Consider the following 16,244-nt stretch of genomic DNA (forward strand, 5'->3'; position numbering starts at 1 on the left):
TAGGCCAGGTGAATGTCTTCACGGGTGCTCCGAACCGACCCGCTGATGCGTTCGACGCCGGTGAAGAATGCGTGACGATCCAGGGAAGATGTGTACAAAACGGTGATATGCCACAAACGTGTCAAGCGCAACACGGTGGGGCGATGTTCCTGCGACGGAAGGCGCCGCGCGTGTGTCCGAAAGTCGCCGTGCGCATATGCGCGAACGGTCCGAGTCGCATCGGTCGGGCCAGTACGCTCTGTGCTGCCGGTTTCGGCGACGGGGTGCGGAGTTGGGGGCACGGTGCAGGAAGACAGGAAGCTGTCCACGGAGATCGACGCCCATGTGCCGACGGCCGCGCGCATGTACGACCACTATCTGGGCGGCAGGGACAACTACGCGGCCGACCGCGCGGCGTGCGAGCAGCTCGACAAGGTCGTTCCCAGCACCCGCCGGCTCGCCCTGAACAACCGCCACTTCCTGCAGCGTGTCGTGCGGACCCTCGCCGAGGAGCACGGCATCCGGCAGTTCCTGGACCACGGCTCCGGCCTGCCCACCCAGAACAACGTCCACCAGGTCGCCCAGCGTCTCGATCCCACGGCTCATGTCGTGTACGTCGACAACGACCCCATGGTGCTGGTGCACGGCAGGGCGCTGCTGGAGCAGGACGAGCGCACCAGCGTCATCCACGCCGACCTGCGCGACACGGACCAGATCTTCGACCACCCGGACACGCGGCGCCTGATCGACTTCTCCCGGCCCGTCGCCGTGCTGTTCAACTCCGTCTTCCACTGCATCCCCGACAGTGACACCGACGGCCCGCTCGCGGTGGCCCGCCGGGTCGCGCGGCGCCTGGTGCCCGGCAGCTTCCTGGTCATGTGCCAGCTGGTCAGCGAGGACCCGGAGGTGCGCGCGTTCGTCACCGACTTCATGGACCAGGCGACGCAGGGTCATTGGGGCCGCGTGCGCCAGGAGAAGGACGTCGCCGCACTCTTCGAGGGTCTCCAGATCCTGGAGCCCGGGCTGGTGGAGGTCTCCACATGGCGCCCGGACACCGAGGTCGCACCGCGCCAGCTCACGCATGAGTGGATCGAGTTCGGCGGAGTGGGCCGGATCGTCTGACCGCACGCCCTGGCCGGCGCACGGCGTCGGCTCGCCCTTCGTCTCACGGCCGGCCGGCTGCGGCGGTGTGTCCCGTCGCAGCCGCCTTCGGCGTCCCTCAGCTGTAGCGGCTCTTCACCGTGTCGCGCAGCAGCTCGATCGTCTCGCGCGGCTTGAGGGCCTCGTCGGCGAGGCGGTCCAGGGCGAACCGGTATTCCTCGGTCTCGTCGCGGTCCTCGAGGAAGTTCGCGCTGCGGATGTGCTCCAGATAGACCACGTCCGGCAGGTCGAGACCGTCGAAGCGCAGATAGGTGATCGGGATGGCGGGCGCCGATGCGTCCGTCACGTCCAGCGGGACGACCTGGACGGTCACGTTCGGCCGTTCGGCCATCTCGATGAGGTGCTCCAGCTGCTCGCGCATGACGTCCTTGCTGCCCAGGACCCGCAGCAGGACCGATTCGTCGATGACCGCCCACAGCTGCGGGGCGTCCTCGCGGCGCAGCAGCTGGGCGCGGCGCATCCGCAGCTCCACGCGGCGCTGGACCTCACCCGCCGGCGCGTTCGGCAGGCCGCGCTTGACGACGGCCTCGGTGTAGGCCGAGGTCTGCAGCAAACCGGGAACGTACTGGATCTCGAAGGTACGGATGGTGGCCGCCGCCTCCTGGAGCCCCACCAGCCGCTCGAACCACTCCGGCATCAGCCGCTTGTCGTAGCGCTGCCACCAGCCGGGCTGACCGGCCCGCTGCAACAGTCTCAGCAGCACCGAGGCCTCGTACTCGTCGGTGCCGTACAGCGACAGCAGGGCGCGCACATCGCCCTCGGCCGGAGGACGGCGGCTCTTGCCGGACTCGATGCGGGACAGCTTGGCGCCGCTGAAACCGACTTCCTTGGCGGCCTGGTCCTGGGAGTACCCGGCGTCCTCGCGGAAACCGGCCAGCTGGACGCCGACCAGCATCTTCAGCAAAGTCGGCGCGGGCTCCGAGTGATCCAGATACGATTCCAGCCGGGAGAGGCGATGCGACTGAGCGGACATCCTTCACTCCCCGTTGACCGGCAGACCTGACGGCCAGAATATCGCACTCGTTCCCGATGCGGGCCATCATCCGTCCGGTCCGGGGGAGTTGGGTCCGCGCCCGGATCGGCCGAACGGGTCCCGGGTCCGCCTCACACCAGGTGGTCGAACTCGCCGTCCTTCGCGCCCGCCAGGAACGCCGCCATCTCCGAGGCCGTGTAGATCAGCGCGGGCCCGTCCGGGTCACGGGAATTGCGCATCGCGACGCCGCCCTCGGTCAAGGGGGCCACTTCGACGCAGTTCCCCTCGGCGTTGCTGTGCCGGCTCTTCATCCACCGGGTTTCCAGCGAACTCGCTCGCACTCCGTTGCGTACTGGTGGCATCGCAGTCTCCTTGCCGTGACCGACTCGTCGACGCAGTGTCGCGCAATTTCTCGTGCAATTGCACGCGGGCGCCGTCTGCGTGGATAATAGCCGTGGCGTCAACCCTCGGGTTGCCGCCCGGTCCTGACGTCATTTCAGGGAGAAAACGTGCTCTCACCTGCGCCGACAGCGCCGCCGCCGACGGGCGCCGCCGGGGTGGGCGGGCACGTGAGGCACTCGGCCGGCGAACCGTCCGGCCTCCCGGGCCGACCGGCCCCTGCGAGCTGACCCGACCGCCGTGGAAAGGCCCCACGTCATGCGCACCGCTCCGACCGGACAGCAGAGCACATCGCGCACGGATGGCGACGCCCCCGCCGCGGCAGCGGCCCGGCAGGCGCCGCTCGCCGGCCTCGGGCAGGTGCCCTGGGCGGAGATCAAGGACTCCACCGGCTCCGCCGCCGCGATCCCGCTGCTGCTCGACCAGATCGCCTGGGGAGACCCCGCGACGGCCCGCGCCGCGCTGGAGGATGTGCGGAAACGCATCTGCCAGTACGGCTTCGTGGTCGAGCAGGCCACCGCCGTCACGGTCCCCTTCCTGTGGGAGCTGGCCCAGCTGCCCCACGTCTCCTGCCGGGCGCGGATCATCCAGCTGCTCAAGAGCATCGCGGACGCCCGGCAGTGGGAGAGCACCGCCGCCGCCTACCCCAAGCTCCTCAACCACCGCGAGAACCATGTGACCTGGGAGCGGGCCGCCCGGCAGGCCGTGCGCGACCGGCGCGGTGTGCTGCGCCATCTGATGGCCGAGGGTGACGACGAGATCGCCCGGGCCACCACCGAACTGGCCCGCGCCCTCGGCGAGTGGGGATCGCACGTCTCGGACAGCGGACAGCGGGTGTGAGGCCGGCGCGCCTGGTGTAATTACGGACGGCCGCAGGCCCGGAGTATGACCCTTGGGCCCGGAGCATGACCTTTCGCACCTGCGCGGCGCCCCCCGTCTGCGGCTGAACGGTCTCGTGGCCGCCCTGACGGCCGAGGCCTGAGCCGCGCACCGGCGGCGCGGCGGGCGTCAGGCCGTGCTGCTGCGGTGAGCGTGGTGGCGGCAGGTCGCATCGTGGGACGTGCCGAGACTGGTCCACCAGCGTTCGCAGCACGCCGCGCCCACCTCCGCGCGGACGAGGGCCTCGGTGGCGTCCGGGACCGCGGACGGCGTGGCCGTGCCGCCTGGACCGGGGCGTTCCGTCTCCCGGACGACGGCGATCAGCGGGACCAGACTCGCTGCGCTGAACAGACAACCGGCCCAGGCGGGAGCGTGGCCGAACTCCAGGACGGCCGTCCAGGCCAGGCCGGCGCTGGTGACGACGTAGAGCGCGCACAGGGCGCGGGCGGACCAACTCATCGGTGGACACCGTTCGTAGACAGGGGGTGATGCCTCCTGTCCAACTGCCCCCGGCGCGGCGAAGAAGCGGTTCCCCGCGACTCGCCCACGGTTCGGGTGAATTCGGCGGACGTGCCCGTGCCGTGATGGTTCCGCGACGCACACGTGACATTTTCGGTCGCCTCGGCCCGTCATCGCCGTAAATCCTGCCAATGGGCCCGGAAAGCGTGCATGATCCTGCCAGGGCGGGGCATACGGAGCAAAAAGTCGAGAGAGGGGAGCTCCGTGCTGGTTCCGGACCCGAAGGTCGTCAGGCATCTGCTGACGCAGTACGCATCACTCAAGATCGCCCAGGCGGAGAGGGAGAGGCCGGCGACGGCCCGGGAGTTGGAGGACGTGAGCTACACGCTCTGCGTCCTGATGGGCACCACGAGCGTGTACGACGCGATCGCCAAGGCGGACGCCCTGCTTCTGGCCGCGAACCGGCCACAGCCGCAGACCAGTGCGACGGACGGCGACAACGGCCTGTCCCTCGCGGTCTGACCCGCACGAAGGCCTGACGAGGACCTGACGCAGACCCGGCGAAGACCAGGCGAAGACCGACGACCCGCGCACCGGCCCGATCGCCGGTGTGCGGGACTGCGGGGTAACGCACCCGGGCATGGGCGAGGACGCCTAGACTCGACCCTCGTGCCCACCACGCGGGCCCACGAGAGGAAGAGCGCCGGGTGTTCCAGGATTCCCCCATCTACGACCGACTGATCGCCGAATGCGGAGACGTGCCCACCGAGGTGCGCCGGGAGGCCGAGCGCGTGAGCAGGGAGCTGGAGATGGTCATGCGCCCGCTGCGCTCGCACGGCTACCCCGACCCGTCCCCGCGCGTCGCCCATCCCGGCGCAGGCTGGCAGCGCACGGCCATGTTGCCCGCTCCGCGTCCGCAGTGACCCCCGCGCCGGCCGCGACCGCCCGCGAGTTCAGGGCAGGACGGAGCCGGTGCAGTTGACGTGCTGGGGCCGGGGGTCCGTCAGGGGCCGCCCCAGCCACTCGGCGATGGCGCGGGCGATCGGCCGGCCCGTGTCCACCTCCACGAAGCCGAACTGACCTGACTGGTTGCACTCCAGGAACCACCAGGTCCCGTCGGCGTCCTCGGCGAAGTCGAAGGCGCCGTAGGCCAGTTCCGCCTCCCGCAGATAGCCCCGCACCGCCTCCGCCACCCGTGGGGGCACCTCGGCCGGCTCCCACGGCCGGCCCGACGTGTCGAAACGGACGTCGACCAGGTCCGGGTGGGCGTGCGGATCGGCCGGTTTGCGGGCGGCCAGCAGGCGCTCCCCGACGGCGGTGAGCCGGATGTCGGCCCGCTTGGCGATCCGGCGCTGCAACAGCGTCGGTCCGTAGGCGACGGCCGAGAAGTCGGTGTCCGGCGCGACCCGGCTGGTCGGCACCGCCCGCGGCGGATCCTGCGGATGCGCGCCGGAGACCGGCTTGACGACCAGGTCCGGATAGCGCTCGGCGAACTCCCGGGCCGCCTGTGGGAACGTCGTGATCAGCGTCGCCGGAACCGGCAGCCCGCAGCGCTGGGCGAGGTGCAGCTGCCAGGGCTTGTGCCGGGCACGGCGGGCCGCGTCGGGGTGGTTCATCCAGCGCGCGCCGCTGCCGCGGAGCATGCCGTACAGCGCGTGCGCGGACTCCTCCGTCAGCCACGCCGAGGCGTGCGGCGCCCGCGCGGCCGCGGCGCCGGGTCTGCGGACCCACACGGAGCGCAGGCCGTCCAGGCTCACCAGCCGTCCCGCGGACGACAGATGGCCGCGGAAGGCCCCGTGGACGTACTCGCCGGACAGCGCGACGCCCCCGGTGAGATCGGCCGGGTCGAGCCGGACCACCGGTATCGCGGCGGCGTTCAGGTGGACCACCACCATGTCGGCCGTCACGTCCTCTTCACAAGTGAGGATCAGCACGGTCATTATCGGCGGTCTCGCGTTCAGTCGTCGAAGTGGGTCTTGGAGCCCGCCGTCGACGTCGTGGTCCCGAGCTCCCTCAGCAGCGCGTAGTCGCGGGCGGCGATCCGGCCGTCGATGAGCACGTTCAACTGCAGCCCGGAGTCGTAGCTGTACGGAACGGAGGACTCCAACTCCGCAGCGGGCCGTGCGTAGTTGAGCGCGAACGGTTGCATCGTCTCTCCCTCGTCGGTACTGCATCGAACAAGTGGTGCCGCCGTGCGGCGCCCCTTGGCCAGCGCGTTCCTGCGACCTCCAGTCACTTATACGAATCGAACGGGTGATTGGTTTCCTTACTCTGCGTGATCGGCGCGGAGTTGGGCCTCATCGCCCGTCGTGACAGGGTGGTGAAGAGGATGTGCGGGCCGGGGCTCCCCGGTGGTCAGCTCGCCGGTGCGGCGCGGTGCGCGAGAGCGCGCAGGGAGCGCGGTGCGCGCAGGAGCGCGGCGATGTGGTCCGGATGGAGGGCGTCGGGCAGAACGTCGGCCGGCAGGACGGCGCGCGTGGTGGTCGTCTCCACGAGTCCTCCCCCTGGCGCGGAGCGCCGCGCCACGTCTGCTCTTCCCCCGCTTTCGATTGACGGATTCCCGTTTCCGGGCCCGGTTACCGCACCGCGCGGCGAAACCGTTCCCGCGGACGTCCGCTCGCAAGGCCCCCGCGCCCCGGGGGTTTCCGTCTTCACACGTGTGCGCGGGTGGAGTGGCGGGCTCGCCCTCCGCCCCTTAGTAATGGGCAGGGCAAGCCGCGTGTCGCAGCTCGGGGGCCAGGCGCGACCGCACCCCTCAGAGAGAGCCCATGATGATCACCCGCTCTTCACGGCAAGGTCCGGACCGTCCCCACACCGCCCAGACCGACCCCGCCGAGGCTCAGGCCGTATCGCGGGGCGCCGGGCACGCCGCCTTTCCCGCCGGCCCCGATCCGGGCCCCGCGCCCGACGCGGCCCCGGTCCGCGACGCCGGTCCGGCGTGTTCCACCGAACCGCCACCCGACCCCGCCACGCAGTGCGCACCGAGTCCCGCACAGGAGACCCGGCCCGCACCCGGAGCCGCCCCGGCCTCCGATCCCGGCACACGGCCCGGCGCGGAGCCGGACACCATGCCTGCGGCCTGGCCCCCGCCGGGGGTCGACCCTTCCGCAACGGCGGAGGCCGTGGCGGCCGCGTCCGGAGTCAGCGCCGCCTCGGGGTTGGACGCCGCCTCAGGGTTGGGCGCCGCGTCCGGAGTCAGTGCCGCTGGGGGCACGGGCGCGCCGTTCGGTGCGGGTGCCGGGGCGGGCGCGGACGCCCCCTCGGTCGAGTACGTTCCGTATGTCCCGTTCGGCGCGAGAACCCAGGTGGGCGCGGATGCCCAGGCGGCCGCGGGAGTCCAGGCGGCCACGGAAGTCCAGGCCGGCGCGGCAGCCCAGCCGGGCACGGAGGCACCGTCCAGCGCGGGGTCGCCCCCCGGTCCGGTTGCCCCTTCCAGCGCGGGCCCGTCCCCTGCGCCGGAAGTCCCGTCCGCCGCTGGGGCGATCCGGAGTGCGGAAGCCCCGTCCGGCTTGAATACGGCACTGGGCGCGCAAGCCCCGTCCGGCCCCGGACCGTCCCCGAGTGCGGAGGCCGCCGCCGGCCCCGGACCGTCCCCGGCCGGGGATGTTTTGGCCAGCGGGGAGCCGTCCTCGCACTCGGCCGTTCCGGAGGGTGCGGGTCCCAACCCCGGCACGGACGTGCCGCCCGGCGCCCCCGCCTCGGCGGACGAGGTCCCCCGCGAGCCTGCCACCCCGGGCGCCCCCGCCGCGGCCGTTGCCGAGCGTGATCCCGTCGGCGGCGCCGACCCGGTCGGCGGCCTGCTCCATGTCGCCGCCGCACAGCGGCCGTTGGAGGACATCGTCCAGCTGATCACCCTCCTCCAGCAGTCCGGGGAGTACGCGGGGGCGGCGGCCGACGTGTTGCGTGCCGTCGGCATCGAACGGCCAGTGGAGGACGTCAGCCGGTTGGTCGCGGTGTTCTCCCGGCCCCCGTACCGCCCCGGGGACGCCGACGAAATGATCCGCGCCGCCGCCGAGCACCGGCCGGTCGCGGAGGTCACCCGGCTGATGGAGTTGCTCTACCGCGAACCGTCGGAGCAGCACTGCGGCGACGAGGCCGTGCGCGCGGCCGCGACCGGCCGCCCGGTGGAGGAACTGGTGGAGCTCGTGGGGCGGCTGGCCCGTGAGCGGGAGCAGCGCGCCGCGCAGGCGCCGCCCGCGCCGGCCGGCACGGAGCAACCGGCGGCCGAGGCGGACCGTGCGGTCGAACCGGCGCCGCCGTCCCGCGAGGAAGGGCCGCCCGCCGCGCTCGCGTCCTGGGCCGGCCGGCTGGCCGCGCTCGTGCTCGCGCTGTGCGGCGCCGCCTGGTTCCCGCTGCACCGTGACGGCGCGTCGGCCCGGGTGTACGGCGTGGCCTTCGGGCTGTCCGCCCTGTGCCTGCTGCTGGCCCTGCTGCTGACCCGGCGGCGCCCGGCACTGCCCGTGCTCGGCGCGGCCGTGGCCGTGCCGGCGGCCCTGGCAGCGGCGCGACTGCTGGTCGGCCGGATCGACGTGGCCGGCCTGTCACGCTCCCTCGAGCTGACGGCCGCACCGCCCTGGGTCACCGGTCCGCTGGCCCTCGCCGCCGCCCTGACCGCGCTCGCGGCGCTGTGCGTGCGGCCGGCCGGCGAACGCCCGGTTCCGCAACCCGCCGCACCCCCTGCGGTGCGGGAGCGGGCCTCCTCCGAGTAAGGGAGCCGGGGCCTGCGAGGAGGGGAGTTCGGGCCTCCCGGGACGCCCGGGTCCGGGGATCACGCGGCGCGACGGCCGCCACGAGGGTCGCACGACCCCGTGGCGGCCGTCGCCTTCGCCAGGGCCCCCGCCCGACGTCCGTCGTACGTGAGCCGTGAGTCAGCCGCTGCCCGTCAGTGCCCCCAGCACCTTGTCCGGCGTGAGCGGGAGGTCGCGCAGCCGGGTGCCCGTGCAGTGGTGGACGGCGTTGGCGATGGCCGCGGCCGTGCCGACGATGCCGATCTCGCCGATGCCCTTGCTCCCCATCGGGTTGAGGTGGGTGTCGTCCTCCTCGATCCAGTGCGCCTCGATGTCGGGCACGTCGGCGTTCACGGGCACGTGGTAGGACGCCAGGTCGGACTGGACGAAGTCGCCGAACGCCGGGTCCACGGTGCTGTCCTCCGTCAGCGCCATGCCCAGGCCCATCGTCATCGCGCCGACGAACTGCGAGCGCGCGGTACGGGCGTTGAGGATCCGCCCTGCCGCGTAGACGCCCAGCAGCCGGCGCACCCGGACCTCGCCCGTGACGGTGTCCACGGCGACCTCGGCGAAGTGCGCCCCGAAGGCGTGGCGGGAGTAGGGGTTGTCGGCGTCGGCCGTACCGGCCGTGTCGGCCTCGGCCGTGAGCCCCTCCGACGGCAGCGGGCCGGTCCGCGCGGCCAGCCGTTCCGCCAGCCGGGCGCACGCCTCGTGCACCGCCCAGCCCCAGGAGGAACTGCCGGAGGACCCGCCGGCCAGTGAGGCGTACGGCAGGTCGCTGCACCCCACGTCGGTACGCACCCGGTCCAGCGGTACGCCGAGGGCGTCGGCGGCGACCTGTGCCAGCACCGTCCGGGCACCCGTGCCGATGTCGGTGGCGTTGATCTCGACGAGGTAGGTGCCGTCGGGCCGGGCGTGGGCCCGCGCGGTCGACGGCTGGATCAGCACCGGATACGTTGCCGCGGCCACCCCGGTGCCCAGCAGCAGCGGTCCCTGGCGCCGTGTCCCGGGCCGCGGGTCGCGTTCCGCCCAGCCGAACCGGCGGGCCCCCTCGCGCAGACAGTCCACGACGTGCCGGCTGCTGAACGGCTTGCCGCTGTCCGGCTCGGTCTCCGGCTCGTTGACGACCCGCAGCTCCACCGGGTCCATACCGAGCGCGCAGGCCAGTTCGTCCATCGCGGACTCCAGCGCGTACATCCCCGGCGCCTCGCCGGGTGCCCGCATCCAGGACGGGGTGGGCACGTCGAGGCGGACGACGCGGTGCGCGGTGCGGTGCCCGGGGGCGCCGTACATGACGCGGGCGGGCACCGCCGCCTGCTCCACGAACTCCTTGATCCGCGAGGAGTGCGTGGTGCTCTCGTGCAGCAGGGCGGTCAGCCGGCCGTCGGCGTCGGCGCCCAGGCGCAGCCGCTGCACGGTCGGCGCGCGATGGCCGACGGAGGTGGGCAGGTAGCGGCGCGGGTAGGCCATCGTGACCGGCCGTCCCGTCGCCCGCGACGCCATCGTGGCGAGGACGACGTCCGCGCGCGGCGTGCCCTTGGAACCGAAGCCGCCGCCGACGTGCTCGGCCACCACCGAGATCCGCTCCTCGGGCAGGCCGAACAGCCCGGCGAGCGTCATGCGCACGACGGACGTGCCCTGACTGGAGGTGTACACCGTGAGCCGGTCGCCGTCCCAGTGCACGGTGCTGGCGTGCGGTTCCATCGGATGGTTGTGCAGCGGCGGCACCTGGTAGGTGGCGTCCACGCGCACGGCCGCCGAGGCGAACGCGCCCTCCGGGTCGCCGTGTTCGCGTACCGCCGGATACCCGCCGTTGGCCTTCTCGGGAACGTACGCCTCCGGATGGTCCTCGGTGAGCGTCACGTCGTACGGCTCCTCCGTGTACGTCACCCGGACCGCGGCGGCACCGGCGCGGGCCGCCTCCAGGCTCTCGGCCACCACCAGGGCCACGCACCAGCCCCGGTGCGGCACCCGCGCGTCCTGCAGCACGGCGAGCGTCGGATCGTCGGACTCGCCCAGGCGCGGCGCGTCGTCGTGGGTGAGCACCGCCACGACGCCGGGCAGAGCCAGCGCGGCGGAGGTGTCGACGGCGGTCACCCGGCCGCGCGGCACGGTGGCGGGCACCGGCCGGGCGTACAGCCGGCCCGGCAGGTCGTGCTCGGCGGCGTAGCGGGCGGTGCCCGAGACCTTCAGGCGCGCTTCACGGCGCTCGGCCGGCGCGCCCACGGCGGTGGCGGTCATGGTTCCTCCTGGCGGATGCCGGTCAGGTCCCCGAGGGCCGGGCCAGGCCGGTCAGGACGTCCACGGCGAGATTGCGGGCGAGCGGCACCTTGAACGCGTTGTCCCGCAAGGGGCGCGCGTCGGCGAGCTCCAGATCGACGGCGTGCTCGAACGCGGCCGCGGTGGGCGCCGCTCCGCGCAGCGCCTCCTCGGCGCGGCGGGCGCGCCAGGGCCGGTGCGCCAGCGCCCCGAAAGCGATCCCGGCCCGGTCCACGACCCCGTCCGCGACATGCAGCACCGCCGCGACGGACGCCAGCGCGAAGGCGTACGACGCCCGGTCGCGGGCCTTGCGGTAACGCGAGGGCAGCCCGGCGGTCGCCGCCGGCAGCAGCACCCCGGTGATCAGCTCACCCGGGCGCAGCTCGGTGTCCTGCTCCGGACGGTCCCCGGGCAGCCGGTGGAAGACGTCCGCCCCGATCTGCCGGGCGCCGCCGGGGCCGTACACCTCGATCCGCGCGTCGAGCGCGGCCAGCGCCACCGCCATGTCCGAGGGATGCGTGGCGATGCACTGCTCGGAGTGGCCGAGCACCGCGTGGTCGCGGTGGACACCGTCCAGAGCGCTGCAGCCGGTGCCCGGCTCACGCTTGTTGCACGGCTTGGACAGGTCCTGGAAGTAGGGGCAGCGGGTGCGCTGCATCAGGTTGCCGCCGGTGGTGGCGGCGTTGCGCAGCTGCCCGGAGGCGCCCGCGAGCAGCGCCTGCGACAGCGCCGGGTAGCGGTCGCGGACCAAGGGGTGCGCGGCGAGGTCGCTGTTGCGCACCAGGGCGCCCACCCGCAGGGAGCCGTCCGCCAGCTCCTCCACCCCCGCCAGCGGCAGCCGGGTGACGTCGACGAGGACGGCCGGCTGTTCCACGCCGAGCTTCATCAGGTCGACCAGGTTGGTGCCGCCGCCGAGATAGCGGGCGCCGGGATGGGCGGCGTACGCCTCGGTGGCCTCCGCGACGCTGCCCGCGCGCACATAGCCGAAGGGTTTCACGGGATCACGTCCTCCACCGCGTCGACGATGCGTGGATACGCCCCGCACCGGCACAGGTTGCCGCTCAGCCGCTCGCGGATCTCCTCCCGGGTCAGCGGTACGGGCCGGCCGGAGGGCGCCGCCGGGTCCGTGACGTGCGAGGGGTGCCCGGCCTCCGCCTCGGCGAGCGCGCCGAGCGCGGAACAGAGCTGGCCTGGTGTGCAGTAGCCGCACTGGAAGGCGTCCCGTTCGGCGAACGCCCGCTGGAGCGGGTGGGACGCCTCGCCGTCGCCGGCGAGGCCCTCCACGGTCGTCACCTCGCAGCCGTCCGCGGCCACGGCCAGCAGCAGGCAGGCGTTGACGCGGCGCCCGTCCACCAGGACCGTGCACGCGCCGCACTGGCCGTGGTCACAGCCCTTCTTCGCGCCGGTCAGGCCCAGGTCCTCACGCAGCAGGTCGAGGAGGGTGCGCCGGTGGTCGACGGTGAGGGTGTGCGGTTTGCCGTTGACCCGGAGGGTCGTGTCGGAGCGGTGCGCGGCCGACGGTGCGGGGTGCTCGCTGCCCATGTCGTGTTCCCCTCCGGACGGGGGCGTCGTCCTGTCCCCTCCGCGTATCCCGACCGCGCCGGGTGACACCTGCGGATGGCCGGAAAGCGGTGGCGCGGCGCCGGGGCGGGCTTCCTGGGCCGGCCGCATGACAGGTGATCACCGGGACGACACCGGCCCCGTCGCCGCTCTGCGCGCCTCCTACGGCGCCTTCGCGGCGGTCGTCGAGCCGCTCGGCGACGACGCGTCGTGGCTGCCCACCGGCTGCACCGGCTGGGCCGTGCGCGACCTGGTCTTCCACTGTCTCTCCGACGCCCAGCGGGCCCTCGTCGCCCTGCACACGCCGGCGAGCGCATCACCGGACCGGGACGCCGTGACCTACTGGCACGACTGGGCGCCGGATCCGGCCGGCGCGGCGCACGGGCGGCGCTGGGCGCGGGTGAGCGCGAGCATGTTCCTCGACTTCGGCGCGCTGCGTGAGCTGTACCTGGAGACCGCGGCCGCCACCGTCACCGCGGGCGCCGCGGCCGACCCGGCCCGGGCCGTGCGTACCCAGGGCCACGTCCTGACCGCGGGCGACCTGCTGACGACGCGCGCCGTCGAGGCCACCGTGCACCACCTCGACCTCACCGTGTCCCTGCCTCAGGCGCCGCGCCCGGCACCGGAGGGCCTGGCCGCGGTACGCGCCACCCTGGACGGACTGCTGGGCCGGCCCGTGCCCCTGGACTGGAGCGACGAGCACTACGCGCGTGCCGCGACGGGCCGCGCGCCCCTCACTCACGAGGAACGGCGCGCGCTGGGCTCCGACGCGGACCGGCTGCCGCTGCTGTCCTGACCGGACTCGGCGACGACGACCCTTTCACGGGGAGGCGTGCCCGCGCCGGACGTGGCCGGTCCACCTGGCGAGGCCGGCGTCTCGGCGGCGGTTTCACCCGAAGGGGTGTTCCCACCGGAGGCCGCAAGGTCACCCGAAGGGGGAGCCGCTTCCGGGGTCCCGGGTTCACTCACGGACGGGGTCCCGTCCACGGGGTCACCCTCGGAAGCGGCCCCTTCGGCGGCGGCCGGTCCGGCCAGGGCGGCCGTCGCGGGGGTGGCGGCCGGCTCGCGGGAAGCGGTGGGCCGCAGGGAGCGGCCGGAGATCTTCAGGCGCTCGAAGGTCCGGGTCAGCTGCTGGAGCGGACGGCCGGCGGGCCTGGCCGGCGCCGGCGGGTCACCGGCGGTCGGCGCGGCGGTCTCCCGGTAGGCGGCCAGCGCCTCGTGCGCCCGCTCGGCGGCCTCCCGGTACAGGTCACGGGAGCGTGTCATCGCCTCCAGCGCGTCGGCGTACATGGCGACCAGGGCGCGCTGGCGCTCCAGCTCCTCCTCCAGCGTGTACAGGTGCCACTCCTCCCGCAGCGCGCCCAGCTGTCCTGCGGCACCGTCCGGGAGCGGACGTGACAGGGCGGCGAACCGGGTCACCGCGTCGACCAGCTCCACCGGCTCGGAGCCGTCCAGGAACACACTGCGCACCGAGAAGTCCGCGGCGCTCCAGCCCTCGGGAACGGGGGCGCCGGGCAGCACCGCGGCACCGCCGCGCGGTACCTCGACTCCGGCGTCGCGCAGCGCGTAGTTCAGGGCGCGCAGCTGGTGCGGTGCGGCCCGGTGCTCCACGACGCGGTGGTGCAGGCCCGGCGGCAGGAAGGGGGTGAGCGGGCCGCGGCCGCGCTCGTCGGGGGTCATCGCCTCGTGGACGACGACATGGACGGTCCAGCGGTCGCGCAGGGCGTCCTTCAGGACCCGCCGCAGCGCCTTGTCGTCCTCCGGCAACGCGTTGACCTGGAGGAAACGCAGTCCGGTAGCCGACTCGTGGGCCCATCCGCCGTCCGGTTCACCCGGCCAGAACACACCGGCCGGCGACGGCCAGCGCAGGTCCCACGGCCGCTCGGCCTCCGCGACCAGCAGCCATTCCTGACCGTGTCCCGCGCCCATGGCGACCGTCAGCCGCGCACGGACGGTGACGCCGTCCGCCACCTGCCAGCGCGCCTCGAAGACGCGCCGGCCGGCGGGGGACTCGTCCTCGGGCAGTTCGAGGAAGTCCTGGACCGCCCCGTCGTCCTTCAGCCGCTGCAGGTGTCTGCGCAGCACACCGGCGGCTGCGGACCCCAGGAACCGGCCGCGGGCCGGCCACAGCGTCGGGGGTGTCGTGGAGGGATCAGGGCGGTCCGTGGGCGAGGTCGGCATGGGTCCGTTCGTGAGCGCGGGGACGACGTGCACTGCCAGTATCGTCGCCGCGGCCCCCGTGGATCACACGGGGGTGAGGGGGGCGTACTCCGTGTTCGGCCCGGCCGCCTTGCGCCGGTGTCACTCCGTGCGGTCGGTGTGGGGTTCCCGGCCCCCGACGATGTCCGTCACGCCGGCCTCGTCGTCGGCCTGGTCCCGTCCCGGCCGGGCGCCGGCGCCCCGGGTGTTCGGCTGCCCACCGCCCGTGGTGCCGTAGCCGCCGGGCACGCCCGGCACGCTCTCGGCGTCGGCCTGTTCGCGGCTGATGTGCCGGGTGGCGCGGACGCCGGCACGCCGTTCTTCGTGGGGGTAGCTGAAGGGGCGGGAGGCGGCCCGCTGTTCGTCGGCGGTCTCCGCCGCCTGGGCGGCCTCACGCGGATCAGGTGTCTTGCGGTCGTTCATGCGGGCCGGGTACCCGGGGCGTACGGCGGCATGTCGCCGGGGTGTCCATCCGGGCGGGCCGGCGTACGGCGGCATGTCGCGGCGGTTCACTCCGCACGGGCCGTGCCCTTCCGGGGACTGCCCGGCTCACCGTCTTCGGCCGCCGCACACGGGGCGCACGCCGCGCGCACGGCGTGTGCGCCGTTCACCACGGCGAGCGCTGCGCACCCGTGGTTCCGGCCGGGCGCGGCCCAGCACAATCGTCCGGGCGGACAGGGCCCGTCCACCATCCGCATCGGGACGGGCCCTGTCCGTTTCGGCCCTGCGCCGGCGGCCCGTATGGCTCAGCCGCCCGCGCAAGGTGCAGGGCCTGCTGGAGCAGACCCTCGCCCGTCCCTGAGCGGCTCAGGAACCGCCGCTGCCCTCCCGCTCGGGGCGGCCTCGGCGCCGGCCGCGCCGACGCGGTTCCCTCGGCGTGGGCACGCCGTCGGCCGGGGGTGCGCTGAACCCTCCCGGGACGAACGGCGCCGCCATCCGACCGGAACGGGCCGAGGACCGCTGACCGGCGGCCGGAAGGCCCCCGCCGGCCGGTTGACCCCCGTCGGTCGCTCGTTCCCCGGCGGCCGCTTGTCCGTCGTCGGCCGGGCGGTGCCCAGTGGTTGGTTGGTGCCCGGTGGCCGCCGGTCGGGGAACGGCCGGGGCGGGCCGGGCCGCGGCGCGGGCCACCACGCGCGCGTGGCTCATCAGCGGGGCGCAGGCGGAACACACCTCGCTCAGCGTCCACACCTGTCCGACCGAGGGATCGTGGCGCAGCACCAGCACCACGGTCCCCGCGCAGGAGACACGGGTGCCCTCGTGCTGGGCGCAGCCGTGATGACGGCACCAGCAGGCGGCGTCGGAGCGCACGGCCGCGGCGCGGGCGTGCGCGAGGGCATGGGCCTCGGCGAACCGGCGCAGCGCCGCGAGGTCACGGGAACGGGACGGCATCACACACGCCGAGGAGCAGGTGACCGAGGCGCTGCGGTCGCGGTGACCGACCACCCGGATCGTCCAGCAACGACCCGGGCGGCGCGCCGAGGGGGCGTCAGGAATCGTCAGAGACAAGAGCGGTTGTCCTTCGTGGGAGCCGATCAGGCGGGCAGGCACCGAGGATGATCCACCGATCCCCCGGAAGTGGCCTCGCTCACAGCATGCCCACGCTCGGCCCGCGCCATCCGCCTCCCACGCGGAAGCCGCGGCCCGGCTCA

The 16,244-nt window shown here is 74.0% G+C and carries 18 protein-coding genes; 6 read left to right on the forward strand and 12 right to left on the reverse strand.

Annotated features, from left to right (window positions below):
- The first annotated feature begins 282 nt into the window (after positions 1-282).
- Complete coding sequence (locus ACZ64A_RS05800; RefSeq protein WP_469808434.1) at positions 283-1,101, forward strand: SAM-dependent methyltransferase; 819 nt, start codon at positions 283-285, stop codon at positions 1,099-1,101.
- Positions 1,102-1,198: 97 nt separating this feature from the next.
- On the opposite strand, the gene ACZ64A_RS05805 is transcribed toward ACZ64A_RS05800, so the two are convergent.
- Both ACZ64A_RS05805 and ACZ64A_RS05810 read right to left on the reverse strand, forming a co-directional pair.
- The gene (locus tag ACZ64A_RS05805) at positions 1,199-2,113 is read right to left on the reverse strand and encodes a helix-turn-helix domain-containing protein (RefSeq protein WP_469808435.1); all 915 of its coding nucleotides are present in this window, start codon (positions 2,111-2,113) and stop codon (positions 1,199-1,201) included.
- A gap of 131 nt (positions 2,114-2,244) precedes the next feature.
- Positions 2,245-2,475 carry a DUF397 domain-containing protein gene (locus tag ACZ64A_RS05810; RefSeq protein ID WP_469808436.1) on the reverse strand — a complete coding sequence of 77 codons (231 nt, stop codon included), beginning with the start codon at positions 2,473-2,475 and terminating at the stop codon, positions 2,245-2,247.
- Between the two features lie 295 nt (positions 2,476-2,770).
- Between ACZ64A_RS05810 and ACZ64A_RS05815 the strand changes: the two genes are divergently transcribed.
- The gene (locus ACZ64A_RS05815; RefSeq protein WP_469808438.1) at positions 2,771-3,352 is read left to right on the forward strand and encodes a hypothetical protein; all 582 of its coding nucleotides are present in this window, start codon (positions 2,771-2,773) and stop codon (positions 3,350-3,352) included.
- 168 nt (positions 3,353-3,520) lie between these two features.
- Here the strand turns inward: ACZ64A_RS05815 and ACZ64A_RS05820 are convergent, their stop codons facing one another.
- Positions 3,521-3,850, reverse strand: a complete 330-nt coding sequence (locus ACZ64A_RS05820; protein ID WP_469808439.1) for a hypothetical protein — start codon at positions 3,848-3,850, stop codon at positions 3,521-3,523.
- A 264-nt stretch (positions 3,851-4,114) separates the two neighbouring features.
- On the opposite strand from ACZ64A_RS05820, the gene ACZ64A_RS05825 reads away from it, so the two are divergent.
- Together ACZ64A_RS05825 and ACZ64A_RS05830 are read left to right on the forward strand one after the other, a co-directional pair.
- A complete protein-coding gene (locus ACZ64A_RS05825) occupies positions 4,115-4,372 on the forward strand; it encodes a DUF5133 domain-containing protein (RefSeq protein ID WP_469808440.1) in 258 nt (85 codons plus the stop codon).
- A 185-nt stretch (positions 4,373-4,557) separates the two neighbouring features.
- Positions 4,558-4,773: a hypothetical protein gene (locus ACZ64A_RS05830; protein ID WP_469808442.1), complete on the forward strand. Its 216-nt coding sequence runs from the start codon at positions 4,558-4,560 to the stop codon at positions 4,771-4,773.
- 30 nt (positions 4,774-4,803) lie between these two features.
- Here the strand turns inward: ACZ64A_RS05830 and tgmB are convergent, their stop codons facing one another.
- From tgmB to ACZ64A_RS05845, 3 genes are all read right to left on the reverse strand, one after another.
- Positions 4,804-5,790: an ATP-grasp ribosomal peptide maturase gene (gene tgmB, locus ACZ64A_RS05835; RefSeq protein ID WP_469808443.1), complete on the reverse strand. Its 987-nt coding sequence runs from the start codon at positions 5,788-5,790 to the stop codon at positions 4,804-4,806.
- Between the two features lie 17 nt (positions 5,791-5,807).
- A complete protein-coding gene (tgmA, locus tag ACZ64A_RS05840; protein WP_469808445.1) occupies positions 5,808-5,999 on the reverse strand; it encodes a putative ATP-grasp-modified RiPP in 192 nt (63 codons plus the stop codon).
- Between the two features lie 206 nt (positions 6,000-6,205).
- Positions 6,206-6,343 (reverse strand): hypothetical protein, encoded by a 138-nt coding sequence (locus tag ACZ64A_RS05845; RefSeq protein ID WP_469808446.1) that lies wholly within the window; start codon positions 6,341-6,343, stop codon positions 6,206-6,208.
- Positions 6,344-7,458: 1,115 nt separating this feature from the next.
- On the opposite strand from ACZ64A_RS05845, the gene ACZ64A_RS05850 reads away from it, so the two are divergent.
- Positions 7,459-8,559: a hypothetical protein gene (locus ACZ64A_RS05850; RefSeq protein ID WP_469808447.1), complete on the forward strand. Its 1,101-nt coding sequence runs from the start codon at positions 7,459-7,461 to the stop codon at positions 8,557-8,559.
- A gap of 159 nt (positions 8,560-8,718) precedes the next feature.
- On the opposite strand, the gene ACZ64A_RS05855 is transcribed toward ACZ64A_RS05850, so the two are convergent.
- Genes ACZ64A_RS05855 through ACZ64A_RS05865 form a run of 3 tightly spaced genes read right to left on the reverse strand, consistent with a single transcriptional unit; the run spans position 8,719 to position 12,378 of the window.
- The gene (locus tag ACZ64A_RS05855; RefSeq protein WP_469808448.1) at positions 8,719-10,818 is read right to left on the reverse strand and encodes a xanthine dehydrogenase family protein molybdopterin-binding subunit; all 2,100 of its coding nucleotides are present in this window, start codon (positions 10,816-10,818) and stop codon (positions 8,719-8,721) included.
- Between the two features lie 22 nt (positions 10,819-10,840).
- Positions 10,841-11,833, reverse strand: a complete 993-nt coding sequence (locus ACZ64A_RS05860) for an FAD binding domain-containing protein (protein WP_469808449.1) — start codon at positions 11,831-11,833, stop codon at positions 10,841-10,843.
- The gene (locus ACZ64A_RS05865; protein WP_469808450.1) at positions 11,830-12,378 is read right to left on the reverse strand and encodes a (2Fe-2S)-binding protein; all 549 of its coding nucleotides are present in this window, start codon (positions 12,376-12,378) and stop codon (positions 11,830-11,832) included. Before ACZ64A_RS05865 ends, ACZ64A_RS05860 begins: the two co-directional genes overlap by 4 nt.
- 127 nt (positions 12,379-12,505) lie before the next feature.
- On the opposite strand from ACZ64A_RS05865, the gene ACZ64A_RS05870 reads away from it, so the two are divergent.
- On the forward strand, positions 12,506-13,192 hold the full coding sequence (locus ACZ64A_RS05870) for a maleylpyruvate isomerase N-terminal domain-containing protein (protein ID WP_469808451.1): 687 nt from the start codon (positions 12,506-12,508) through the stop codon (positions 13,190-13,192).
- Here the strand turns inward: ACZ64A_RS05870 and ACZ64A_RS05875 are convergent.
- From ACZ64A_RS05875 to ACZ64A_RS05885, 3 genes are all read right to left on the reverse strand, one after another.
- Entirely contained in the window at positions 13,135-14,577 is a 1,443-nt protein-coding gene (locus ACZ64A_RS05875; protein ID WP_469808452.1) for a hypothetical protein, read from the reverse strand. The two genes, ACZ64A_RS05870 and ACZ64A_RS05875, sit on opposite strands and share 58 nt — an antisense overlap.
- Positions 14,578-14,697: 120 nt before the next feature.
- Positions 14,698-15,018, reverse strand: coding sequence for a hypothetical protein (locus ACZ64A_RS05880; RefSeq protein ID WP_469808453.1), 321 nt, complete (start codon positions 15,016-15,018; stop codon positions 14,698-14,700).
- A 384-nt stretch (positions 15,019-15,402) separates the two neighbouring features.
- The gene (locus ACZ64A_RS05885; RefSeq protein ID WP_469808454.1) at positions 15,403-16,101 is read right to left on the reverse strand and encodes a hypothetical protein; all 699 of its coding nucleotides are present in this window, start codon (positions 16,099-16,101) and stop codon (positions 15,403-15,405) included.
- Positions 16,102-16,244: the final 143 nt, after the last annotated feature.

This window comes from Streptomyces sp. NPDC104814, from assembly GCF_055583185.1.